This is a genomic window from Streptomyces sp. NBC_01237 (genome assembly GCF_035917275.1).
GTDB lineage: Bacteria > Actinomycetota > Actinomycetes > Streptomycetales > Streptomycetaceae > Streptomyces.
In genome coordinates this window covers 189504-212198 of the sequence record NZ_CP108509.1, presented here as the reverse complement: position 1 = coordinate 212198, position 22695 = coordinate 189504, and the positions used below count along the sequence as shown (strand labels likewise).

Below are 22695 nucleotides of genomic sequence, written 5' to 3'. Positions count from 1 at the left end.
CCAGATCCGGGTGCTGCCGGTGCAGTGCCTCCAGATGGTTGACGAGCGGGCCAGGGCCCGGTAGGGGGAGGCGACGGTCTCCGGCGGGGCTCGGTCGCCCCACCGGGGTCCAGTAGTCCCGGCAGCGCAGGGCCTCCTCCTCGGTGAGGCTGGTGTGGAGGGCGAGCACGGGCTGCTGCAGCGAGGCCGCGTAGGCGAGGGTGCCGCCGTGGAGCGCATCCTGCGTAAGGATCTTTCGCCCGGCGCCAGGCTGACATGAAGACCCCTCTCCGAGCGGTTGGGCGTGACCAGGACCGGCTTCTACGCCGACCGGAGCGGCGGCGGCACCAGCCGCCCAGGGCGCCTACCGGCATGTGGCCGAGGAGTTCGCACGCTGCCTCCAGGAGCTTCAGGACGCCGCCGAGATCGTAGATCCTCGCGCCCGCGCAGATCGACCGGTACACGACGCCCTGAGACCGAAAACGTCGACTTCGAGCGCTGGTGCGCGCGGACCTGACCACGGACAGTGGGTGAAGCCCCCAACGGGAGGCATACCGTGGCGCATCGGCCTCCGCGGTCATCGCCTCGATACGCCCCCAAGCACTGCCCTGATCCGTGTTGCCATTGGCTGGCGAGGCGTGAGGCGTGGAGAGCCGCACAGGCGGGGGCCAGGTGACCGTCAAAGACCGCGAGCGGAAGCGGTTCTCGCGGTTCTCCTCGAAGTCCCTGGCGCCGTACGGCGGAGAGACGGCCCTTCGCGGAGCCAGAACGCCACGAACCGCGTGGGCCGGTGAACTGGACCTTGTGCACGAGCGGTTCGTGATTCCTGCCGCCGCCGACGACGCCATTCAGGGAAGCTGTCCTTACGTGAAAGGACGCGCAGACATGGACGTGTATGAAGCCGTGGCCAGTCGCCGGGCTGTGCGGGCGTTCAGCGATGAGCCGGTGCCCAGAGAGCTTCTCGAACGCGTCCTGACGGCGGCGAATCGGGCTCCGTCGAGTGGGAACCTTCAGCCGTGGCATGTATATGCCGTGGCCGGCGAGCCCCTGGCCGAACTGAAGAGGCGCGCGACCGCCAGGGCGCTGACAGGAGACCCGGGAGATGGGCGGGAGTATCCGATGTACCCGGCCGAACTGACCTCTCCGTACGTGGACCGCTTCTCCGCCGCGGCAGCCCAGCGGTACAAGGCACTGGGAATCGAGCGCGACGACCCCGAAAGGCCCATGAAGATGGCCGCCTTGAACTCGCAGGCGTTCGAGGTCCCGGTCGTGCTGTTCTGCTACCTCGACCGGACGATGGGGCCAGGGCAGTGGGGGGACGCGGGAATGCACCTGCAGACGGTCATGCTGTTGCTGAGGGCGGAAGGGCTGCACAGCTGTCCCCAGGTGATGTGGACGATGTACCGCAAGACGGTCAGCCGGATCGTCGGAGCAGACGACGGGCTCGTACTGTTCTGCGGCGTCGCGGTGGGATTCGAGAAGGAAGGCGTGCCACAGCTGAGTACCGGTCGGGCGGACATGACGGAAACCGTGAGCTTCATCGGAGTGTGACGTCCCGCCGGGAGCCGATCGACCCGGTCCTGATTGCTTGGCGTTTCGAGCGTCGCGGCAGGCCCATGACGCTCGGCCGACAGCCCGAGCACGACCTGCGCGCCATCATGGCCACGATCTTGTACGTGGACGCACCGAGGCCCAGCGGTGCAGAACCTTCGGGTCACCTGGCCGCCACTGGCCGACGGCGACCAGCCGCTCGACGACCTCGCGAATCTGAAGCGTGGTCACGTCGGCGACGTCGGCGCCAGGTTCCAGGTGGACGGCGTCCAGCACTGCGTGCCGATGATTTCTGCTGGCACCGGATCAGATTCCACGCGCGGGGAGCATGGCCGGCTTGGCGATAGCCTGTCGGGTTGCCGGACATACCGTGATCGGAGACAGGCCGGAAAGGCATGGGGAAAGCCATTGAACAGAGCCCCGTGACCTTTGTGGGGCTGTCCGGAATTCGCTGGGACGTGTATCGCCGTCGGTCCTAGTGTGGACGGTCCCAGCATCGTGGCGGCATTTTCTGGCATCTGTCAGGACCACGCTGGTGCTGTGGAACGGGGGCAGCCGTGCCTAAGGGAACGCGTAACACCCGCCTGGCGGCTCTTCAGCAGGAGGCGCGGTGGACCAACGGGGAGTTGGCCCGGGAAGTGAACCGGCTCGGCACTCTCCACGGCCTGCACCTGACCTACGACCGGACGGCGGTCGCGCACTGGCTGTCCGGGTCGCGCCCGCGTCCTCCCGTGCCCGCTCTGGTGGCCGAGGTCCTCAGCCGTCGCCTGGGCCGGCTGGTGACTTCCGAATGGACGGGGCTGGCCCCCCGACAACGCGCAACGCCTTCCTCGAACAGGCACCCGATCCTCGCACTCGCCGAATTCGCCGTCATCGATGTCGAATCCGGCGGACAAGGCGGCACTGCGCGCCTCTTTTCCGGCCAAGAGATCGAAGCCGAGCTCAGCACAGCAGCAGGGCTCCGGCTGCGGAATTCCGACAGCCACCGCTCGTTCACCGCACAGCGCCTGGAATACCTCAGCAGCTTCTTCTACGAACACGTCCAGCGCTATGGGGGTCTGACGATCGGCAGCGCCGTGTCACGCTACTTGGCCGATGAAACACCTCGCCTCCTCGTCGCACGCAGCACCGAGACCGACAGGCCGGAAGTCCTCACCGCCCTTGCCCGGCTGAGCTACGTCCAGGCCGCCATTGCCGCCGACAGCGGTCGTCCGGGGGTCGCCCAGGGCTACTACCAGCACGCGCTGAGACTCGCCCGTCGGGCCGGATCCCGGTCCGACTACGCGATCACCCTCCGCGCCCTGGCGACCCTGGCGGACAGCGTCGGCGAGAGCGCGCTCAGTCTGAAACTCACCGGCGACGCCATTGAGATCGCAGGACCGAACGCGGCGCCTGCGGTCCGGAGCTTCCTCCACTCCGGTCGCGCCCTCGCCCTCGCCCGGGCCGGCGACCGCCCCGCCGCCCTCCGCGCCCTCTCCACCGCCTTGCGCGTACACCCTGAGGACCACCAGGCAACGAGCCCCTTCGACACGTACACCAACGCTTCCCTCCAGTACCAGCGCGCCCTCGTTCTCAAGGCCCTGGGAGCAGGCCCCGACCACCTGCAGGCCCTCCTCGACTCACTGAGAACAAGACCCGACGACCATCACAGAGCCCTGGCCATCACGCACAGCCAGATCGCACTCGCCCTGCTCCACGCAGGGCAGTGGGACCAAGCGCTCCCACACGCCCAGAAGGCCTTCGCCAGCGCCCGGGCAGTCTCTTCCATGCCCACGCACACGAACGTGGCAGAACTACGCCAGTCGATGGCGGCCTTCCGCCGCCGCGTACGGACCGGGGGAGCCGATCCCGCCGGGCCGCGCGCCCGCGGGTGACGTAGCGGCTGTCGGCGAGGTCCGGCCGGGTGGTTCCGCGCCCGCCCACATCGCCGCGGCGCCGGGCTGCTCCTGCGGCCACCCGTCCTGTCCGGTTTCTGCTTCCGGCCCTGGTGGTGCTTCTGGGCGGCGCCGGGGTGTCGAGGTGACTCTCGTTCGTGCGGTCGGCGCGAGCGTCCCGGGCACGCACGGTCCGTCCGGCTGCGGCGAAATGCGCCGCGAGCTGACCGGAGCACTGCGCACCGGACTGGCGATGCGTCGACCGCATCGCCAGTCCCTCCGATGGTTTCCCGCATCTGTCGGTACCTGGTGATGATCGGCAGCCCCGGCCCAGTCGGGCCGGGGCTGCCGGCACCGGTCCCGGAGCTCCCGTCAACGGCCTGCCCGCTTCCGGGAAGACGCTGCTGATCGGCGCGGCTCAGGACCAGGTGACGGGCAGTTCTGTCGGTCGGGTGAACAGGTAGGTGTCGGGTTCCCAGGCGATGTCCTCGTGTTTGGCCGCCAGCGCCAGCTCCGGCAGATGTGTGAAGAGGGTCGAGAGCGCCGTCTGCAGGTACAGGCGGGCGATATTGACGCCGAGGCAGAAGTGGGGGCCGGTGCCGAAGGTGACGGCGGGGTCCTCCCGTGCGCTGCGGTCGAGGCGAAACCGCTCTGGTTGTTTGTAGTGTTCCGGGTCCCAGGTCGCGGCGACCCAGGGGGTGACGACGGCGTCGCCGGCCCGGATGCGTACCCCGTGCAGTTCGGTGTCCGCCAGGGCGACGCGGGGCATGGAGGTCATTCCGTTGTGGTGCAGTCGCAGCAGTTCGGCCACCGCGGTGGGCCACAGGGTGGGGTCGCGCAGTATTCGGGCGAGCTGGTCGCCGTGGCGCAGCAGGGTGTAGACGCCGGTGGTGACCGGGCCTGTGACCGGTTCCGCGGAGGTGACGAACAGATACATCACCGTGGCGTGCAGATGCTCCGAGGTGATGGCCCCGCGGTGGTGGGCTTGGATCAGCGCCTCGACCGGGTCGCGCGGTTCGCGGTCGTCCTCGTAGTCGGCCCTCTTGGCTTCGATGACCTCGTCGGCGAAGTCGAGCATCCACCGGGTGGAGGTGTCGATCTTGGCGGCCGGTGTCGTGTAGTCGACCTGTGAGCGCAGCCGGGGCACGATCTTGCGGCGTTGGCGTGGTGCCACGCGCATGAGGTCACAGGCCAGGGTCGCCGCGAGCGGATGTGCGTAGGCGCGGTGCAGGTCCGCGGGGTTGGGGCCGTCGTGCAGCGTCGTCGCCAGGTCGGCGGCGGCCAGGGCTATGGCGGGTTCGAGGGCCGTCGCGGCGGCCGAGCTGAAGAACGGCTGGACCACGCGCCGTACGGTGGTGTGCTCGGGCGGGTCGAGGTTGAAGATGCCGCCGGGCACGCTGTTGAAGTCGTCCCCGGCGATGCGCTGACCGCCGGGGCAGGTGAGGTCGCGGGAGAAGTTGCGGCTTGATCCGATCGTGGTGATGTCGTTGCGGCGGGTCACCAGCCAGGCGCGGTGGCCGGAGGGGAATGTCACCGGGGCAACCGGCCTTTCGCGCCGCAGGAGGTCGAACATCTCGGGGGGCAGGCCGTGTCCTCGGGTGGGGAAGGAGTCGGGCCAGGTCAGTTCATCGGGAATCATCGGAGCCACGGTCGTTCCTCTCATCGGTGATTACGGACAGGGTGTGGCCCGTCCCGACGGTGAGGCCGGGGACCAGGCCGGCGGACACCACGTCGTAGACGGGAACCCTGCGGTGGTAGACGAACAGGGTGCTGGGTCGCGCGAGCATTCCGGCCGCATCCAGCAGCAGCGGGGCCTCGGCGAAGATGTAGCGGGTGTTGATCTCGATCTGGCCGGGTGTGGGCTCCGAGTCGGTCGACGTGGCCAGGGCCGTACGGGTCATCGCGTGCACCGCCTCTCGCATCCGATCTTGCGTGCGGTAGGCGGTCTCGATGCGGGCCCGGCTCTTCTGGTAGCGCGGGTGGGAGGCGAAGCGGGTCATCACATGGACCCGGGTGTCCGTGTCGGGCATCCCGCAGTCGGCGAGGGTGCGACGTGCGACGTTGCGCATGTTGTGGATGACGCGCTTGGAGCGCTGGACCGCGTGCCGTGGGGCCTTGCCCGCGGATATGTAGCGCAGCGCGGATTCGGGCGCCCCCGGAAGGACCACGTGCACGTCGGCGAAGGAAGCGGCGGCGCTTCGGCACAGTGCGGTCACGGTCTGCGTGGAGTAGAAGGAGTTGAACGGTGACAGGCCCAGCACCAGGGTGCCGTACCGCTCGGCCAGGTGGCAGCTGTGGAGATCGAGCCCCTCTACCCGGAACCCGCTGGGGCCTGAGGGATCTTGTGCCGTCGTGCCGGGGGGCCCGTCCGCGTCGGTGATGGGCGGTGAAGCTGTACGGAATCGGTTCATGGGAGTGGCCTCGTCTCCGGTCGGTCGGGGCAGGGCGTTCGCAGAGCTTGCTCGTGGAAGAGGGCTCACTTCGTCGGGGTCGCTGGAGTGCTCCCGGCCGGGCCGGCCGGGGTGTCGGACACAGCCCCGGGGCCGGCCTGCGCGTCGATGATCAGCGCGTGGGGGCAGTCGAGGTAGTTCGCCCAGAACGCCTCCCCGTACCTCGCGCGGCCCTCTTCGGAGACAGTCGGGCGGATCCACGAGACGCGGTCGAATCCGGCCGCCTCGAGAGCCCGCTCGTGCGCTGCCGCGGACCAGCGGAAGAAGTCCAGGTCCAGCACCTCCGGCCCGACCCAGGCCCGCAGGTGCCCCGGTGTGCCCTCCGCCGGTGACTGCTGCGAGCTCAGGAGCATGCCGTAGCCCCGGTACCACTCCGGATCCGTGGAGAACTCGGGGTTGAGCACTGCGGCCACAAACCGTCCGCCCGTCGCGCGCAGCGCGCGTCGCGCCGTCGCACAGAACCCCTCCAGCGCTTCCGGGCTGGACGCGTAGGGCAGCACGTACACGGCCGTGACCACGTCGAATGATCCGGTGATGCCCGGCAGGTAGCCGGCGGTGGGGTCGGCGGCGTTCGCTGCCACGTACTCCACGCCCAGCCCCTCGTGCTCCTCTCGCCGCTGCGCGTGCTCCACCATGGGGGCCGACTCGTCCATCCCCACCGCACGAGCCGCCCCGGCGCGGCGCAGCTGACGGGCGTACAGCCCGCTGCCGCACCCGAGGTCGAGCACATCCCGCCCGCAGATGTCGCCGACCGCGTTCAGGAAGCTGTACGCCTCGACGTGCTCCCGGAACGGCATCACCTCCATGCTGCTCTCGTACGCCGCCACCGCAGTGTCGAACTGGGAATCCATCGTCATCTCCTCGCTCCTGTGTGTCGTTGTGCACGGCCGTCCCCCGAAGAGGCCCGGCAAGGACGCGGGTGCGTCGTTCCTCGTGCGCTGTTCCTGTCGTATCGCCGCAACGCGACGCGGGAAGAGCCCCCGGGCGGCCGGAGGCGTGAACGCGTTGAATACCGGTGCGATGGTGAGAACCGCCGGTCCCGAAGCCGCCCGCGGGGGCCGGGCTCGGCTGACGGAGGCGGCGCACCGACGAAGAACGTCCGGGGGCGCGGGCGAGCCGTTCCCGGCGAGGTCGCCAGGTGTGGGTAGGCCCACGCTCCTGTGCGCTCTTGTGCGGGGCGGAGGATGGGAAACTGGTGAGTATGGATATCCGTCGCAGGAACAACGTCACCGTCACAGGCCGTGCGGACGGGCCGGTGCTCCTGCTGGCGCACGGGTTCGGCTGCGATCAGAACATGTGGCGCCTGGTCACGCCGACGCTGGCCGAGAACTACCGGGTGGTGCTCTTCGACTACGTGGGCTCGGGCCGGGCGAACCCTTCAGCCTGGGATGAGCGGCGCTACAGCTCCCTGGAGGGCTACGCCCAGGACGTGCTTGAGGTGGCCGAGGAGCTGGACCTGCGGGATGTGACGTTCGTGGGGCATTCGGTCAGCGCGATGGTGGGGGTGCTCGCGGCGGCGCAGGTGCCGGAGCGCATCTCCCGCCTGGTGATGGTTGCCCCCTCGCCCCGCTACATCGACGACGACGGCTACCGGGGCGGATTCGGCGCGGAGGACATCGACGAGCTGCTGGAGTCCTTGGAGTCGAACTATCTGGGCTGGTCGGCGGCGATGGCACCCGTCATCATGGGCAACGATGACCGGCCCGAACTCGGCCGGGAACTGACCGCCTCGTTCTGCGCGACCGACCCGGACATGGCCCGAGTCTTCGCCCGCACGACGTTCCTGTCCGACAGCCGCGAGGACCTCAAGACGGTCACGGTGCCGACCCTGATCCTGGAGTCCCGGCAGGACGTGATCGCCCCCCGCGAAGTCGGCGCCTACGTTCGCGACGCCATCCCCGGCAGCCGCCTGGTCACCCTGGAGGCGACGGGGCACTGCCCGCAATTGAGCGCGCCCCATGCCACAGCCGCAGCGGTCGTCGCCTTCGTCGGAACCGCCTGATGATGCGCCGCACCGACAAGATCCCTGAACCGGGCGAGGAGGACGCGGACGCCACGGACGCGATGTTCACCTCGCTGCTGGAGGACAGTGCCGAGGAGCTGTACGAGCAGGCTCCGTGCGGGTATCTGTCGACGCTGATGGACGGCACCATCGCGAAGATCAACAACACGCTGCTGGAGTGGCTGGGCCTGGACCGCTCCCGGGTGGTGGGACGGATGCGGTTCACGGACCTGCTGACCGTGGGCGGCAGGCTGTATCACGAGACGCACTTCGCCCCGCTGCTCCAGATGAAGGGCGAGGCCGGCGGCATCGCCATGGACATCAGAGCCGCCGGCGAGCGGATGCCGGTGCTGGTCACCTCGAAGGTGAAGACCAGCGAGGACGGCGAGCCCCTGCTGATCCGCACCACCCTCTTCGACGCCCGTGACCGCCGCGCCTACGAGACGGAACTGCTGCGCGCCCGCCAGGCTGCCGAGGAAGCCCGTCGGCAGTCCGAGGCCGACCGTGCCCGGCTCCAAGAGGCGCTCGCCGTCCTCCAGCAGAGCCTGCTGCCCTCCGCCCTGCCCGCGGTTCCGGGCCTGGAAGCCGGCTCCTACTACCACACGGCCTCCCCGGATCTGCTGGGCGGAGACTTCTACGACCTCTTCCCTCTGGACGCCGGGCGGTCGGCGTTCTTCCTCGGCGACGTGTGCGGGAAGGGCCCCCAGGCCGCCGCGGTCACCTCGCTGGCCCGCTACACCCTGCGCGCCGCCGCCCTGCACGACGCCGACCCGATCACCGCGCTGACCACCTTGAACACGGTGCTGCACGAGCGCTACACCAGCGGCGAGGGCCGCTACTGCACCGCCATATTCGGCGTCCTCGAACCCGACGGCGACGGCCGCGTCAACGTGCACCTGGCCTCCGGCGGGCACCCCTCCGCCCTGATCCAACGCGCCGACGGCAGCACCGACTACCTCCCCACCCCCGGCGGGATGCTCATCGGCGTCCTGCCCCAAGCCTCCTTCACCGCCGCCCGCACCCGACTGCTCCCCGGCGACACCCTGCTTCTGTACACCGACGGCCTGACCGAAGCCCGCACCGGACCAGACCGGGAACTGTACGGCGACGAAGCCCTGCGCACCTTCAGCGCCGCCCAGCCCGCACAGGGCCCGCAGGCCCTGATCAACGCCCTGGGCCGACTGCTCGCCTCCTTCGGCGACGGACTCGACGACGACACCGCGCTGCTCGCCCTCGGCGTGCCCGCCCCGCTTCCCACCACGGTGAGTGACAACCTGACATGAGCCCACTGACGATCATCACCCGTGACGCCGACACCGGACCCGTACTGGAGATCACCGGTGATCTCGACCATGCGACGGCGCCCGGACTGCGCAAGGCAGTGGAGGGCCTCACCGTTGCGGCGGGGCAACAACTGGTTCTGGATCTGGCCGGCCTGGACTTCTGCGACTCCAGCGGGATCAGCGCTCTGCTGGCGGCCAGAAGCCTGGCCATCGAACAAGGTGGTGGCATAGCTCTGGCTGCGGTCCCCGCCAACACCGCCCGAATCCTGCGAATCGTCGGTCTGGACCAGGTCTTCACCATCCACCCGGACGCCGCGACGGCTACCGGCCGCGGTTCCGTCGCCGGCTGATACTGCCCTGAGCAGCAGTCGGCCGAGGGATTCGGTGGTGTCCCTCTCCGGAACCCTTCGGGCGTTGCCTGGAGGCGCGTACACCGCCGACGATGGCCCGATGCCGAAGGCTGCGACCACCACCGACCAGCTTGCCGCACCGCCCCACTCAGGCTCGACTGCCTTTCGCGGGGCCTCGGACGGCCCAGACACGCGGCACTGATCGCGAAGGTCAGGGGGCGTCCGGCGTCAGGAGGAACACGCGCAGGCCAGTCGCCTCCCGCAGCCGGTCAGGACCGAGCACCAGCGGCATCAGCCCCCGTGGACGCGGGCATGAAGAACGTATCCGGCCCTGCCGAACACGATCATCGGCAGGGCCGGATACGGAACCTCGGCGAGACCGGTCAGTAGCAGTACGGCGATGAGCCCCTGCACAGATCCGGACCAGGTCGGAGACCCCCATGATGCGGTGTTGCGGGAAGCGGTCCGCCACATCGGCCGTCAGTTCATCACCACCGGCAGGCGGGGTGCCGTCGGATTGCCGGACCCGCAAGACCGGCTCCCCGCCCTGGCGGGCTCCGCGTCCGGTTCCGGCCGCGGAGCCCGCTCATGGCGTCGGATGCTCGTCAGCAGGTGACCGGAACGTCCAGGGTCACCGGGCTGGAGGGGTGGCCGAGGGCGGATGAGGTGAACTCGGCGTGGACGGTCGAGCCGCAGGGGACGGTGCCGCCGACGCCACGGACCTGGGTGGTCGAGGCTTGGAAACGGACCGGCTGCACCAGGTGGCCGAGGGAGGTGCCGCCGACGGCGTTGCCGGTGAGGGTCGTGGTCAGGTCCTTGACCGGGAGCGTGGAGCCCGGGCTGGGCGGACCCGCCAGGCTTATCCGGCCGATCAACTGCACGCTGTTGCCGGTGACTTCGGCACACACCTTGGTCGACAAGCCCACCCGGAGGGCTGACGGACCGCACGTCACGGTGGCGGTGGTGGGGGCATGCGCGGCGGTGGCCGGGGCCGCGCCGGATAAGGCCAGGCCCACGGCCGCGGCAGCGAGCAGAGCGATACGAGACATGAGGGCAGTTCTCTCTGTTCGGAGGCGTTGTTCATTGGCATCACTGATGCACTCAGGATGCAGGTGCAATGTGATATTGCACTGGTCCCCAGTATGTGTGGAGGCAGCGTGAAGGGTCAAATCCCGTACCTCCATGGGATCTTCGTGCCCTCACCGCCGAGTTACGAGTGCGACTGCGTACCGGGTGCGCCGCTCCTGCGACGGGCATTCCGGAGATCCGGGGCAACGCAGAGGGGCGTTCCCGGGGCGTACTTCTGCGCCTTGCTGAGCTGCCCGTAGCGGGTCGGCGTGGACGGCCGGTTCACCGGCACCAGCGTCTGCCACCGCCCGGACCGGCCGTGGGGCGCGACGGCCATGCGGAGGTGCCGGGCGATCCGGAGGGTCGGGCACGCACCGGCGAAGCTCCCGTCGCGATCCGGCTGAGCCGTGAACGGTGACCGGCTCACAGCCATGCCCAGAACCCCCGGGGCCGCTGATCGTACGAAGGGCAGGCTTGGACCCATGCTTGGACGACGGGACAGGCTCAGAGCATGGCGGTGCGGGAACTGCGGGTATTGGTGACCGTCACCGTGGCGGTGTCCGAACGGTAGCGGTCCTCGGACCATTCGACAGGAGTGCCCAGGGAATCCGTCGTCAGGCGTCGCTCCCTCAGCAGCGGGAAGCCCTCGGAGACATCCAGCAGCTTCGCGTCCAGCGTGTTGGCGGGTACGGCGTCGAACGTGTGCCGGGCCGAGTGCAGATCCACGCCCTGCTCGGTGAGCAGGGCGTAGATGGAACCGGCGTCCAGGTCCGCGGAGATCAATGGGCGGCCCACAGACTCGACGTACGTCATGCGTTCCAGCATCGCGGGGCGCCCATCGAGCAGGCGCAGTCTGACGAGCTGGACCGCGAGGTCGTCCGGATTGATCTGCAGAGCCGCGGCGATCTCCGGTTCGGGGCGGCGCAGGGCGATCTCCTGCAGCTTCTGACCGGGGGAGTAGCCGGTCAGTTCCGCACGGCGGGTGAAGGACAGGAACGACTCGAACGGCTGGGTGGGCACATCGTCCAGCACCACCGCCCGCTTGCCCTGCCCGCCACCGATGACCCCCTCGTCACGCAAGGTCGCGAGGGCCTGCCGGACAGGCCCCCGCGACGCCGAGAACTCTTCGCAGAGCTGGGACTCGGACGGCAGCGACCCGCCGACCGCGAGGTTCCCGGAACGAATCCGATGACGGAGTTCGGCTGCGATGGTCCGGTGCAGAGGGGTGGCCATGAACTTGACCCTACAGGTCTCGCCCCCGTTCCTTCGGTCCCGGGCCGGCCTGCCGTACGGGTCCTCCCCGCCTCTGTCGCCTCGGGAAATTCCGGGTGATTCGCACTGGACTGCCCGTCTGTCACGCGTGGTTCGACCGGCCGTGGGGCCGGCCCCGGACCTTGGGTACGACCAGGCGGGAGCCGGCCGGCGAACAGCCTCTGCATCCACTGTTCATCCAGAGTTTTGCCCCGGCTTCGAAAAGATGTCTATACAGGTGGTCTATTCACTGACAAGTGATCGTGACGATTGGGTGACGCGATGCCTGGGACCATCTCCGACGGACTTCTCGCCGTCCGCTACGCCCGCTGGGACGGGGTCGGCCGGCCGTTCACGCTGGTGACCACCACCACCCCCGGGTCGCCGGACGAGGGCGAGGTGCTGGTGCGCATCGACCTGGCCACGGTGTGCGGCAGCGACCTGCACACCGTGAACGGCAAGCGGCCGTCCCCGGTTCCGGCCCTGCTGGGGCACGAACAGGTGGGCACCGTGCTGGCAGTGGGGCCGGGGGCGCCGTCGTGTGTGGACGGCACTGCGGTGGTGCCGGGGATGCGGGTGGTGTGGTCGGTCACCGCCTCCTGCGGGACCTGCCCGCGCTGTCTGCGCGACCATCCGCAGAAGTGTCGTGACCTGCGCAAGTACGGGCACGAGTCGCTGGACGAACAGGCTCCCCTGACGGGCGGGTTCGCCACTCACTGCGTACTGCTGCCGGGGACTGCCATCGTCGCGGTGCCCGAAGGGTTGCCGGACGCGGTCGCCGCCCCGGCGTCCTGCGCGACCGCCACCGTGGCCGCCGCCATCGCGGCCGCCGGCCCCCTGGAGGGGCGCGAGGTGCTGGTCACCGGCGCGGGCATGCTCGGCCTGACAGCGGTGGCGATGGCGGCCCTGAAGGGCGCCCGCGTGACCGCCGTCGATCCGTCACCGGCCCGGCGGGCGCGCGCCGGACAGTTCGGGGCCGCCCGAGTGCTGGACGTGAGTGAACCGTCGGGCCCGGCCGACATCACCCTGGAACTGTCGGGCCGCACGGAAGCGGTCCGGGCGTGCCTGTCCGCCCTCGACATCGGAGGGACCGCCGTGCTGGCCGGCTCGGTCTCCCCGTCGGACGCCGTCCCCGTCGACCCCGAGTGGCTGGTGCGGGGCCTGCGCACCGTCACCGGGGTGCACAACTACCGGCCCGCCGACCTCCATACGGCCGTCGCGTTCCTTGCCGCCCGCCACGCCGCCCACCCCTTCGCCGAACTGGTGGAAGGGGCCCATTCCCTGAGAGATCTCGGCACGGCCGTACGGGCTGCCCAGGGAGCGGATGCCCCACGCCAGGCCGTTCTGCCGGGACTGGGCTGAACCTGCCCGGGCCCTGCGGACCCCGGGCAGGAGCACATGATGCCGGCGCGGGTGAACATCGCGCAGCGCGTCGACGGTCTGCGTGAACTCCGAATGACTTGTCGATACAAGCTATTGTCGCCTGTCGCTCGCTCTGCCAGCGTCTGCGGCACAGGCCCCGAGACGGGCGCCCACCCCCCGGTCTCCGTATCCGCCTGAGGCGGATACGGAGACCACGTTCCGAAGGAGACAGAGATGCCGGACAACGGTCTGGACAGACGGAAGATACTGACGGGCGGTGTCGCCGCCGCTCTCACGGCCGGTGCCGCCACTCCGGCGTTCGCCGCCGGTGGCACGCCGCGTGCCGCGGACGATCCCGCCCCGCTGCGCGCCGCCGTCCTGGAGTACGAGGACTCCTGGACGAAGGCCCTGGGGCTGGCCGAACTGCTGCGGAAGGCAGGCTTCGAGGTCGTGCCGCTCGACCTGACGCTGCCGGCCGACGAACAGCCGCGGCAGGTCGACCTGATCGCCTTCGGTACCTTCACGAACAACAGCGATGGCTACCTCGACTACGTCGCCGACCAGGCCGACTCCCTGCGCCGGTTCGTCGCCGACCGCCGGGTCGTGCTGGACCTGGCGCAGTCCGACCAGTACGGCGCCGCGGTTGCCTATCTGCCCAGTGGCGTGTCCGCCGTGCGCAGCGACGCGGACTTCGACACCATCCACCCGGTCGACGTGGGCCACCCGCTCGTGAAGGGACTTCGTGTCAGCAACGGCAGACTCTTCACCGGCCGGAACGCCAGTCCCCGGGTGAGCTACGAGACGGTTCAGCGGTGGAGTTCGATGCGGGTGCTGATGGCCTGCTCCGCCTCCGGGTTCCCTCCCGCGCTGCTGGAGGGCCAGTTCGGGGCCGGTCGGTTCCTCGTCACCAGCCTGACCGTGGACAAGATCCGCAACAGTGCTGGGGCGGTGGTGCAGCCGGCCCAGGCGGTGGCGGACAGCGAGGCGTTCTTCACCGCGCTGGCGGGTTACGTCGCCTCTGTGCGCAGCGGCACGGCACCCGCCGTGGTGCCGACACCGATGCCGCCCGAGCAGCCGGTCGGACCGATGGTCGGCCACACCGAACCCGGTAACGCCCGGATCTGGGCCCGCCCCGGCCTCGACCCCTCGCTCTACTCCCGCTGGAACTGCGCCTACCGGGAGCTGGGCCGCAAGGGGCACCGGAACTGGCGCACCGTCACCACCGCTGTCGACCCCGGCAACGACAACACACTGATCGCCCAACTGCGGGGTCTGGCACCCGACACGGCGTACGAGTTCGCTCTCACTCCGGTGAAGGAGGCGGCCGGCTTCGCTCCGATGACGGGATCGTTCACCACCTCGCCCGACCCGGACAGGCCGTCCGTGGTCACCATGGGGATGGGTTCGTGCGGCCCGTCGGTCCCCGACCACGTATGGACGGCGATCATGGACGAGGGCTGCGACAGCTTCGTCATGCTCGGCGACACTCCGTACGTCGACAGCTCGGACCTCGAAGTGGCGCGCCGGAAACACCGTACGTTCCTGGTTCAGCCGGAGATCTCCCGGCTGGTCTCGTCCATGCCGGTCTGGGCCACCTGGGACGACCACGACTTCGGCGGCAACGACTTCCACGGCGACTACAAGAGCAAACGCCAGAACCGCACCGCCTTCGTCAACTACCGTGCCAACCCCACCTTCGGGCAGACGGCGGACGGGAAGATCCTGCGGCAGCGGACGGACGGAGAGGGTGTCTATACATCTTTCCGCCGGGGCCCCGTCGAGGTCTTCCTGCTGGACCCGCGCTGGTTCAGCCGTACCGCACCGAGCTGGGCCGACAGCAGCCAGGTGACCTGCCTGGGGACGGTGCAGTGGGACTGGTTCCGCAAGCAGCTGCGCAGGAGCACGGCGCCCTTCAAGGCCATCGCCACCGGCATGATCTGGGACGACAAGCAGAACGCGGAGAAGGACGACTGGGCCACCTACTCCTACGAGCGGGACGCGATCTACGACTTCATCGCCGCGGAGGAGATCCCGGGCTGCTTCCTGGTCGGCGGGGACATCCACGTCTCCCGTGCCCTGAGCTACGGCCCCCGTGTCGGCTACGACCTGTGGCAGTTCATCGTCAGCCCCCTGCATGACAGCACCATCCCCAGCCTCAACGTGCCCAGCCCCTACCTGGTGCACAGCGCTGTCGAACCGCATGTCTTCCTCAAGCTGGTCGCCGACACGACGCTCGACATGCCGACCCTCACGGCGACCTGGATCAACCGCGAAGGCGAGCGTCTCTTCGAAGTGACCCGTACCGCGGCCGAGCTCGGCCACACCTCCTACCCGAGGCGTCCTGCCCGTCCCCACCACGGCGGGGGCGGGAAGCACGCCGACGACGGTCGCGGACGCAGCCACCACTGACCCCCGTCCCCGGTCTCCCCGCGCTCTCCGGTAGGCCGGACAACCCACTGCCGACTCACAGATGAACAGTTGGCAACCTGTCGATACAAGTGTTGACCGGGGTGGCTGTGCCTGACACGTTGGCCACAGCCGCCCCGGCGAGCGACTCCCCCCACCCCGTACATATGGCGTCCTTCCCCCTTGCTGCCCTCGAACCCGGAGTTCACCGTGCCCGTCCGCGCATTTACCCTTGCCACCTCGCTCGCCGTCGTCGCCGCGCTGTCCCTGACCGCATGCGGCGGCAGTTCTGACGCGGCCGAGTCCGTCACCTGCCCAGGCGGCAAGATCCGCTTCGGTGTGGAGCCCTTCGAGGACCCCGCCAAGCTCACTCCGGCCGCCGAGGTCCTCGCCGACGCCCTCGGTGAGAGCCTGGACTGCGAGGTGGAGCTGACCATCACCGAGGACTACTCCGCCGAGGTCCTCGCCATGGAGAACGGCAAGCTCGACATCGCCATGTTCGGCCCCCTCGGCTACGTCTTCGCCAGTGGACGGGCAGATGCCGAGGCCATCGCCTCGTTCGGCGACGGCAAGGGCCAGGTGTCCAGCTACACCGCCGGCATCTGGGTGCCGAAGGACTCCGGCATCACATCGGTGGGCGGCCTCAAGGGGCACTCCCTCGCGCTGGCATCCGTCGGATCGACATCGGGTGACGCCCTGCCGCGCAAGGCGATGCTCGACGCCGGCCTGAAGAAGGACGACGTCAAGGTCAACTACGCGGGAGGTCACCCGGAGGCGTTGCTCGCCCTCTCCAAGGGCACGGTCGACGCCGCCGAGATCAACTCCCAGCAGTTGGCGAGCGCCACCGCCTCGGGCACCTTCGACGCGTCCGAGTTCCGCAAGGTATGGGGCTCCGACCCGATCCCGAACGACCCGATCACCGTCCGCGGCGACCTGGACGCCGAGTTCAAGAAGGCCGTCACCGACGCCCTGCTGAAGCTGCCGCCGGACAAGGTCGGCAAGATCGGCGCCCTCCTCGACGTCGACCCGCCGGCGCCACTGATCGCCGTCGACAAGTCCACGTATCAGCCGCTGTTCGACCTGGCCGCCACCCTCCACCTGACCGAGAAGGACGTCTGATGCTCGCACTGTCCGGGATCACCGTGCGGTACGGCGACCGGCAGGTGCTGCACGGGGTGGACGTGGACGTCGCCCGCGGTGAACTGCTCGCCGTGCTCGGGGCCAACGGCTCCGGCAAGTCGACGCTGCTGCGAGCGGCCGCCGGGCTGGAGCCGATGGCTGCGGGCAGCGTACACATCGACGGCAGGACGTGCGGAGCGCTGGACATCGCCGTGGTCTTCCAGCACATCCACCTCGTGCGCCGGCGCAGCGTCCTGGAGAACGTGTGTGCCGGCGCCCTCGGCCGGCTTCGGCTGCGGCACTCGCTGGTTCCCGCCCTGTTCCCGCGCGCGCTGCGGGAGGAGGCGATGGCCTGCCTGGACCGGGTGGGTCTCGCCGACCGTGCGCACGAACGCGCGGGCCGCCTCTCCGGTGGCCAGCAGCAGCGCGTCGCCCTGGCCCGTGCCCTGTGCCAGCGCCCCCGCGTCCTGCTGGCCGACGAACCGGTGTCCGCACTGGACCCGGCCGCGTCCGAGCAGGTACTCGCGCTGCTGGCCGAACTCGCCCATGACGCGGGCCTGGCCGTCCTCGCCGTCCTGCACCAGCCCTCGCTCGCCGCGCGCCACGCCGACCGCGTGGTCGGTCTGCGAGACGGCAGGGTGATCCTGGACGGGACACCCGGCCAGAACGTCGACGCCCTGTACCAGTCCGCCGTTGTGGAGGCCGTGTCATGATCGATCTCAGCGAGCCACGAGGGCTGCCCGTCCCGGCGAAGCCGGCCCGGCCGCGGGCCGCGGCGATCGGCGCCGCCGTCACCGCCGTGCTGATCACCGCTCATGTCGTCGCGTGGAACACCACCGACATGTCCTTCGGCGCGCTGGCCGAAGGCTGGGGCGGCATCGCGGACTTCCTGGGCGACGCGATCCCGCCCGATCTGAGCTGGGGCGTCCTGGAACCCAGTCTCAACGGCGCTCTGGTCACTCTGTGGATCGGGCTGCTCGGCACGACCCTGTCCGTGCCGTTCTCGCTCCTCCTGGCCCTGCTCGCGGCACGCGGCACCGCACCCTCGGCGGCTGTCTACCAGGCGGCGCGCTCCCTGTTGTCGTTCCTGCGTGCCGTACCCGATGTGGTCTTCGCCCTGATCTTCGTCACCGCCGTTGGACTCGGGCCCTTCCCCGGCGTACTGGCGTTGCTTCTCCACAACATCGGTGTGATGGGCAAGCTGTGGGCGGAGGCGCTGGAGGACGCCGATCCCGGTCCGGTCCAGGCCCTGAGATCAGCGGGTGCGGGCCGGATCCAGATAGCGGCGCACGCCCTGCTGCCCACCGTGATGCCCCAGCTGATCGGACTGCTGCTGTACCGGCTCGACGTCAATGTACGTGCGTCCCTGGTACTCGGCCTCGTCGGCGCGGGCGGGATCGGCTTCCTGATCAACCAGTCGATCAAGCTGTTCCAGTTCGACGAGATGCTGACCCACATCATGGTGGTGCTGGTCCTGATCGTCGCTGTCGACCGGCTGTCGGCATGGGTGCGGCTGCGCCTTGCCTGACCGTCGGCCACGACAGCCGAGGCGCCCGGGTCTGCGGTCCCGGGCGTGTTCGTCACGTGTCGGGACATGGCTCCGGCTTCGGTCTCATGGGCAAGCCGGCGCCGGAGGCCGAGGGGGGAGGCGTTCCGCCGTGGTCGGCTCCGTGACCGCAGCGGTGGGAACGAGGTCTCAGCAATCCGGGAAAGGCGGGGCGGCCCGGGAGTTCGGGCTGCGGCGGCGAAAGCCGAAGGCAGGGTTCCTCGGGCCGCTCCTTCGAGCACGCTCACGGATCAGCAAGGAATCCAAACCACGTCCCAGGTGGCAGGGAGCCCCTTCATGACATCAGGGACGTTGAGCGTTGCCCCCCGTGCGGCCCCACGGCGCTCTGGGTGAACTGGGGATACCGTTCCTGACCAACCGGCGCCCGGCACCGCCGGAACTGCGGGGCACACTTCGACGAGTCCGTAACACTGCAAGAGCCAGCCTCACCCGCAAACGCAAACGCAAACGCTGACCCGTCAACCCCACGCACCCGCAGGACTTGCCTACTACTCGCGCAGGGAGTGTGTCAGTGGCTGTCCGGAAACCCTGGGACACTACACTGCCTACGCCCCGTGTGTTTCGGACGGTGAGCTCCGAGCGCGGGCCCACTGGTCGATGGCCAGCCAGACGCGGTCGCGGGTCAGCGGCAGTTCGGTGAATCGGATGCCGGTGGCGTCGCGCAGGGCGTTGGCGAAGGCGGGGGCCACCGGGATGAATGGGCTCTCGCTCATCGACTTGGCACCGAGTGGGCCGATCACATCGTTGGTCTCCGAGAAATGGACCTCAGTGCGCGGCACGTCGGCGAACTGGGGCAGACGGTAGCTCCGGAAGCCTTCTGTGGTCACCTCACCGCGTTCGTCGAGCCGTACGCTTTCGAAGAGCGTGGCACCCAGTGCCTGGGCGACTCCGCCCTCGACCTGGCCGCGGCACTGGACGGGATTCATCACCTTGCCGGCGTCGGCGGCGTGGACGCTGCGCAGGATCCTCATCTCGCCGGTGTCCGGGTCGACGGCGATCCGGAACCAGTGGGCGTTGAAGGCCACCGAGCGAGGGCTGCCGCTCCAGTGTCCGTGCGCGGCGGTAGCCTCCGGCGCGCAGGCGCTGTGGGCTGCTTCGTGGAGCTCTTCCAGTGTGAGAGTCCGGCCCGCGCAGTCGACGGTCTCGGAGCCGAGTACGCACATGTGCTCGGCCACGCCCGTGTACCGGGCCGCGAAGCTCTGCAAACGTTCGGCGAGCCCTTCCGCTGCGAGCAGCACTGCTCTGCCGGCCACGAAGGTGCCTGTTGAACCGAACGCGCCGGTGTCGTGGCGGACGATGTCGGTGTCGGAGTGTCGGACGGTGATCCGGTTCATGGTGGTGCGGAGCGCGTCGGCTGCGATCTGCCTGTGGACGGTGACGGTGCCGTTGCCGAATTCGGCCGTGCCGACGGCGAGGTCGTACGTTCCGTCAGGGAGCAGGCTGATGGCGGCGTCGGCGTAGTGGCCGCCCGGTGGGCCGGTGGCGACCATGGTCAGGGCAGCGCCCTGGCCGGTCAGCCATCCATCCGGTGCGTTGCCGGCGCTGTGGTCCTCGGCGCTGGCCCTGCGGATCGCGGCCAGGCACTGGTCGAGGCCGTAGGAAGCGATGCTCAGGTCCTCTTCCTCTTCACCGATCGGGCTCAGCATGTGCTCGTCGGGCCTGATGACGTTCCTTTCCCGCAGGGTCAGCGGGTCCATGTCGAGACGCCGGGCCAGTTCGTCCATCGCCGACTCGAGGGCGAATGTCACTTGGCCGAGCCCGTACCCCCGAAATGCGCCCGCCGGGACGACGTTGGTGTACACCGAGAACGCATCGACCTTCTTGTGCGGTGCGCGGTACATGGCCAACGACTCGCCGACGCTGGTGCACAACACGGCAGGCCCGTGGTTGCCGTAGGCGCCGGTGTTGGAGACCACCCGCAGCTGGATTGCGGTCAACGTGCCATCCCAGTGGGCACCGATCTTGATGTCGATGGTGAACGGGTGGCGGGTTGTCGCCCCGTGGAACTGCTCGGCGCGGGTGTACTCCAGCTTCACCGGCCGGCGCAGTTTCAGCGCGGCCAGCGTGACGATGTCCTCGGTGAGCATTTCCTGTTTGCCACCGAAGCTGCCTCCCACGATCCCCGCGACGACTCGGACCTCGTCCTCGCCGAGCCCGTACAGGGCGCAGATCGCGCGGCGCGTCAGGAAGGGGGTCTGCGTGGAGGAGCGGATCGTCAGGCGCTCACCGGTACCGTCCTCTTTCGGCTCGAAGTACGCGACGCAGCCGAGCGTCTCCAGACTTGCGTGTTGCACGCGCTGCGTGCGGAAGGTTCCTTCGTGCACGACGGCGGCTTCGGTGAAACCGTCGTCGACGCAGCCGATTTCACCGTGTACCTCAGCGGCCACGTTGCTCTCGGCGCAGGCGATTCGCGTCTCCGGGCCCTTGCCGGCGTGCAGGGCGGGGGCGCCAGGTGCCATCGCCTCCTCCGCGTCGATGACGTAGGGGAGTTGGCCGTACGACACCATGACGCGGCGGCAGCCCTCCTCGGCGTCCTGCTCGCTGTCGGCGACGACGGCGGCGACGCGCTGGCCGACGAAGCGAACAGTGTCGTCGAGGACGCGCGTGTCGTCGGGATCCACGCTGGGATGTTCGTGCCGGGCCGACGAGTACAGCGTCGTGGGCGCGTCCTCGTATGTCAGGACGGCTCGCACGCCCGGCACCCGAAGTGCCTCGGAGGTATCGATGGACACGATCCGGGCGTGCGGGTGCGGGGAGCGCAGCAACTTCATATGGAGCAGGCCGGGCACCTCGACGTCGAAGGTGTAGCGGGCGGTGCCGGTTACCACCTGCGGGCCCGCAGACGCACCCGGACTCTTGCCCACGGCCGAACCCGCACGCGCGGGTTCGGTGTGCCGTACGCCCCGCACGGCGTCCTCGATGGCGCGGTATCCGGTGCAGCGGCAGAGGTTGCCCTTGAAGGCGCGCGGCAGGTCGTCCAGCTTGCCGTCGTCATGCTCGCTGCCCTGCTCGGCCTCCAGCGAGGCCGTCGTCATCAGGAATCCGGCGGTGCAGAAGCCGCACTGGAAGCCCTGAGCATCGAGGAACTTCTTCTGTACCGAGTGGAGTTCCCCCTCGGGAGCCGCCAGGCCCTCAACGGTAGTCACGCTGCGGCCTTCGGCGCGTACTGCCGGGTACAGGCAGCTGTGCACCGGCTCGCCATCCACATGGACCGTGCAGGCTCCGCAGTCCCCGGCATCACAGCCCGTCTTCACCCCGAACCAGCCGCATTCGCGCAGATACGTCCGCAAGCACTGGCCGGGACGGGGCGCGGAGTCGAAGCACTGGTCGTTCACATGGATGCTGAAGCTCATCGCACACCCCCTCGGGTGAGTTCGTGACAGACCTGCCCGGCGAGCCGCAGGACCATGTGCCGCCGCCACTCAGGGAGTCCGTGGATGTCGTCGAGCCAGTCGGATGCCCCTACGGCCGCCGTGATCGCCGCACGCAGCTCAGCTTCACCGCAGGGCAGTTCGAAGCTGAGGCGGAAGGGGCGTCGGGTCGCGGCCGTGATGGTGAGGGACAGCGCGTCCTCCCCAGGCTCCCGCGCCCCGATGACAAGGGCGCCGGAGCGTCCGAGCCCGTGGAGCGACGCTTGCCGGAACGCCGTACGCGACCTCAGCGCTCGCGCGGGGAGCGTCACCGCACGGAGCAGTTCGCCCTCACCGAGATCCTTTTGGCCCGCGCCGGTGATGAAGTCGACGACCTGCACGCTGCGCAGGGTGCCCTTCTGCGCCTGGAGCAGACACGCGCCGTCGAGCGCGGTGGTCAGCGAGATCATGGGCCCCGCGGGCAGAGCCGTGCACAGGTTCCCGCCGACGGTCGCCCTGTTCCAGATCTTGAACGAGGCCAGGAACGCCCGGCAGCACTGCTCGAAGAGAGGGGCGGCTTCCGCGTCGAGTGTCCGGCCGAAGCGGGACAGTTGTGTGATCGTGCATGTGGCCGCGATCTCCACCGAGCCATCGGACAGCAATTGGACAGGCTCCCAGCCCATACGGCTCAGATCCACCAGCCGACGCAGTTGTGGCTGTGGCTCCGAGAAGAGGTACGTTCCGCCGCCGAGCCAGGCGTCGCCCGGGCGCCAGGGTCCATGACGGCGCGCGTCGCGCACCTCGAGAACCGTGTTCAGGTCCATGAGCTGGTTCTCATCTCGCGCTGACGTGTGGTGAAGGACGAGCAGGCCTTCACGAGGACGGTCCGCTGCCGGGGCGGTGAGCCGGGCAACGGTGCTGAATGCCTGAGGGCCGCCCGGGAAACCCAGGGCGCAGACGTGCAGGAATCAGTTGTCCCCGGCTCGGTCGGTTCCCCGGCCGATGCCAGGCATGTGGACGGATACACCGAAATCGCGAAACCATTCCCATGTTGTCGAAGGGGCCTCTGCGGTGACGCTTGGA

At 69.4% G+C, this 22695-nt stretch carries 17 protein-coding genes; 10 read left to right on the top strand and 7 right to left on the bottom strand.

The window, feature by feature from the left end:
* Positions 1–864 precede the first annotated feature (864 nt).
* Both OG251_RS37400 and OG251_RS37390 read left to right on the top strand, forming a co-directional pair.
* The gene (locus tag OG251_RS37400; protein ID WP_326682755.1) at positions 865–1530 is read left to right on the top strand and encodes a nitroreductase; all 666 of its coding nucleotides are present in this window, start codon (positions 865–867) and stop codon (positions 1528–1530) included.
* A gap of 557 nt (positions 1531–2087) precedes the next feature.
* Positions 2088–3404: a tetratricopeptide repeat protein gene (locus OG251_RS37390; RefSeq protein WP_326681718.1), complete on the top strand. Its 1317-nt coding sequence runs from the start codon at positions 2088–2090 to the stop codon at positions 3402–3404.
* A gap of 418 nt (positions 3405–3822) precedes the next feature.
* Here the strand turns inward: OG251_RS37390 and OG251_RS37385 are convergent, their stop codons facing one another.
* The 3 genes from OG251_RS37385 to OG251_RS37375 form a co-directional block, all read right to left on the bottom strand.
* The gene (locus OG251_RS37385; protein ID WP_326682754.1) at positions 3823–5043 is read right to left on the bottom strand and encodes a cytochrome P450; all 1221 of its coding nucleotides are present in this window, start codon (positions 5041–5043) and stop codon (positions 3823–3825) included.
* Positions 5030–5815 (bottom strand): tRNA-dependent cyclodipeptide synthase, encoded by a 786-nt coding sequence (locus OG251_RS37380; RefSeq protein ID WP_326681717.1) that lies wholly within the window; start codon positions 5813–5815, stop codon positions 5030–5032. The genes OG251_RS37385 and OG251_RS37380 overlap by 14 nt, the downstream gene beginning before the upstream one ends.
* A 65-nt stretch (positions 5816–5880) precedes the next feature.
* Complete coding sequence (locus tag OG251_RS37375; RefSeq protein ID WP_326681716.1) at positions 5881–6711, bottom strand: class I SAM-dependent methyltransferase; 831 nt, start codon at positions 6709–6711, stop codon at positions 5881–5883.
* A 344-nt stretch (positions 6712–7055) separates the two neighbouring features.
* On the opposite strand from OG251_RS37375, the gene OG251_RS37370 reads away from it, so the two are divergent.
* Genes OG251_RS37370 through OG251_RS37360 form a run of 3 tightly spaced genes read left to right on the top strand, consistent with a single transcriptional unit; the run spans position 7056 to position 9489 of the window.
* Positions 7056–7856 carry an alpha/beta fold hydrolase gene (locus tag OG251_RS37370; protein WP_326682753.1) on the top strand — a complete coding sequence of 267 codons (801 nt, stop codon included), beginning with the start codon at positions 7056–7058 and terminating at the stop codon, positions 7854–7856.
* Complete coding sequence (locus tag OG251_RS37365) at positions 7856–9139, top strand: PP2C family protein-serine/threonine phosphatase (protein WP_385895075.1); 1284 nt, start codon at positions 7856–7858, stop codon at positions 9137–9139. The genes OG251_RS37370 and OG251_RS37365 overlap by 1 nt, the downstream gene beginning before the upstream one ends.
* Complete coding sequence (locus OG251_RS37360) at positions 9136–9489, top strand: STAS domain-containing protein (protein ID WP_326681715.1); 354 nt, start codon at positions 9136–9138, stop codon at positions 9487–9489. Before OG251_RS37365 ends, OG251_RS37360 begins: the two co-directional genes overlap by 4 nt.
* A 605-nt stretch (positions 9490–10094) precedes the next feature.
* On the opposite strand, the gene OG251_RS37355 is transcribed toward OG251_RS37360, so the two are convergent.
* Both OG251_RS37355 and OG251_RS37350 read right to left on the bottom strand, forming a co-directional pair.
* The gene (locus OG251_RS37355; RefSeq protein ID WP_326681714.1) at positions 10095–10538 is read right to left on the bottom strand and encodes a hypothetical protein; all 444 of its coding nucleotides are present in this window, start codon (positions 10536–10538) and stop codon (positions 10095–10097) included.
* A 523-nt stretch (positions 10539–11061) separates the two neighbouring features.
* Entirely contained in the window at positions 11062–11790 is a 729-nt protein-coding gene (locus OG251_RS37350; protein ID WP_326681713.1) for a GntR family transcriptional regulator, read from the bottom strand.
* Positions 11791–12090: 300 nt separating this feature from the next.
* On the opposite strand from OG251_RS37350, the gene OG251_RS37345 reads away from it, so the two are divergent.
* From OG251_RS37345 to phnE, 5 genes are all read left to right on the top strand, one after another.
* Complete coding sequence (locus tag OG251_RS37345; RefSeq protein ID WP_326681712.1) at positions 12091–13170, top strand: zinc-binding dehydrogenase; 1080 nt, start codon at positions 12091–12093, stop codon at positions 13168–13170.
* Positions 13171–13404: 234 nt separating this feature from the next.
* Positions 13405–15579 carry an alkaline phosphatase D family protein gene (locus tag OG251_RS37340; RefSeq protein ID WP_326681711.1) on the top strand — a complete coding sequence of 725 codons (2175 nt, stop codon included), beginning with the start codon at positions 13405–13407 and terminating at the stop codon, positions 15577–15579.
* A gap of 207 nt (positions 15580–15786) precedes the next feature.
* A complete protein-coding gene (locus OG251_RS37335) occupies positions 15787–16695 on the top strand; it encodes a phosphate/phosphite/phosphonate ABC transporter substrate-binding protein (RefSeq protein WP_326681710.1) in 909 nt (302 codons plus the stop codon).
* Positions 16695–17408, top strand: coding sequence for a phosphonate ABC transporter ATP-binding protein (locus OG251_RS37330; protein ID WP_326681709.1), 714 nt, complete (start codon positions 16695–16697; stop codon positions 17406–17408). Before OG251_RS37335 ends, OG251_RS37330 begins: the two co-directional genes overlap by 1 nt.
* Positions 17405–18223 carry a phosphonate ABC transporter, permease protein PhnE gene (gene phnE / locus OG251_RS37325; RefSeq protein WP_326681708.1) on the top strand — a complete coding sequence of 273 codons (819 nt, stop codon included), beginning with the start codon at positions 17405–17407 and terminating at the stop codon, positions 18221–18223. Before OG251_RS37330 ends, phnE begins: the two co-directional genes overlap by 4 nt.
* Before the next feature lie 584 nt (positions 18224–18807).
* Here the strand turns inward: phnE and OG251_RS37320 are convergent.
* Positions 18808–21615 (bottom strand): molybdopterin-dependent oxidoreductase, encoded by a 2808-nt coding sequence (locus OG251_RS37320; protein WP_326681707.1) that lies wholly within the window; start codon positions 21613–21615, stop codon positions 18808–18810.
* On the bottom strand, positions 21612–22436 hold the full coding sequence (locus OG251_RS37315; RefSeq protein ID WP_326681706.1) for an FAD binding domain-containing protein: 825 nt from the start codon (positions 22434–22436) through the stop codon (positions 21612–21614). Before OG251_RS37315 ends, OG251_RS37320 begins: the two co-directional genes overlap by 4 nt.
* Positions 22437–22695: the final 259 nt, after the last annotated feature.

What these genes read in the sequence shown, in the direction of transcription:
- OG251_RS37400 (WP_326682755.1), top strand. Translation starts at nt 865, where the DNA reads ATGGACGTGTATGAAGCCGTGGCCAGTCGCCGGGCTGTGCGGGCGTTC.
- OG251_RS37385 (WP_326682754.1), bottom strand. Translation starts at nt 5,043, where the DNA reads ATGATTCCCGATGAACTGACCTGGCCCGACTCCTTCCCCACCCGAGGA.
- OG251_RS37380 (WP_326681717.1), bottom strand. Translation starts at nt 5,815, where the DNA reads ATGAACCGATTCCGTACAGCTTCACCGCCCATCACCGACGCGGACGGG.
- OG251_RS37375 (WP_326681716.1), bottom strand. Translation starts at nt 6,711, where the DNA reads ATGACGATGGATTCCCAGTTCGACACTGCGGTGGCGGCGTACGAGAGC.
- OG251_RS37370 (WP_326682753.1), top strand. Translation starts at nt 7,056, where the DNA reads ATGGATATCCGTCGCAGGAACAACGTCACCGTCACAGGCCGTGCGGAC.
- OG251_RS37365 (WP_385895075.1), top strand. Translation starts at nt 7,856, where the DNA reads ATGATGCGCCGCACCGACAAGATCCCTGAACCGGGCGAGGAGGACGCG.
- OG251_RS37360 (WP_326681715.1), top strand. Translation starts at nt 9,136, where the DNA reads ATGAGCCCACTGACGATCATCACCCGTGACGCCGACACCGGACCCGTA.
- OG251_RS37355 (WP_326681714.1), bottom strand. Translation starts at nt 10,538, where the DNA reads ATGTCTCGTATCGCTCTGCTCGCTGCCGCGGCCGTGGGCCTGGCCTTA.
- OG251_RS37350 (WP_326681713.1), bottom strand. Translation starts at nt 11,790, where the DNA reads ATGGCCACCCCTCTGCACCGGACCATCGCAGCCGAACTCCGTCATCGG.
- OG251_RS37345 (WP_326681712.1), top strand. Translation starts at nt 12,091, where the DNA reads ATGCCTGGGACCATCTCCGACGGACTTCTCGCCGTCCGCTACGCCCGC.
- OG251_RS37340 (WP_326681711.1), top strand. Translation starts at nt 13,405, where the DNA reads ATGCCGGACAACGGTCTGGACAGACGGAAGATACTGACGGGCGGTGTC.
- OG251_RS37330 (WP_326681709.1), top strand. Translation starts at nt 16,695, where the DNA reads ATGCTCGCACTGTCCGGGATCACCGTGCGGTACGGCGACCGGCAGGTG.
- phnE (WP_326681708.1), top strand. Translation starts at nt 17,405, where the DNA reads ATGATCGATCTCAGCGAGCCACGAGGGCTGCCCGTCCCGGCGAAGCCG.
- OG251_RS37320 (WP_326681707.1), bottom strand. Translation starts at nt 21,615, where the DNA reads ATGAGCTTCAGCATCCATGTGAACGACCAGTGCTTCGACTCCGCGCCC.
- OG251_RS37315 (WP_326681706.1), bottom strand. Translation starts at nt 22,436, where the DNA reads ATGGACCTGAACACGGTTCTCGAGGTGCGCGACGCGCGCCGTCATGGA.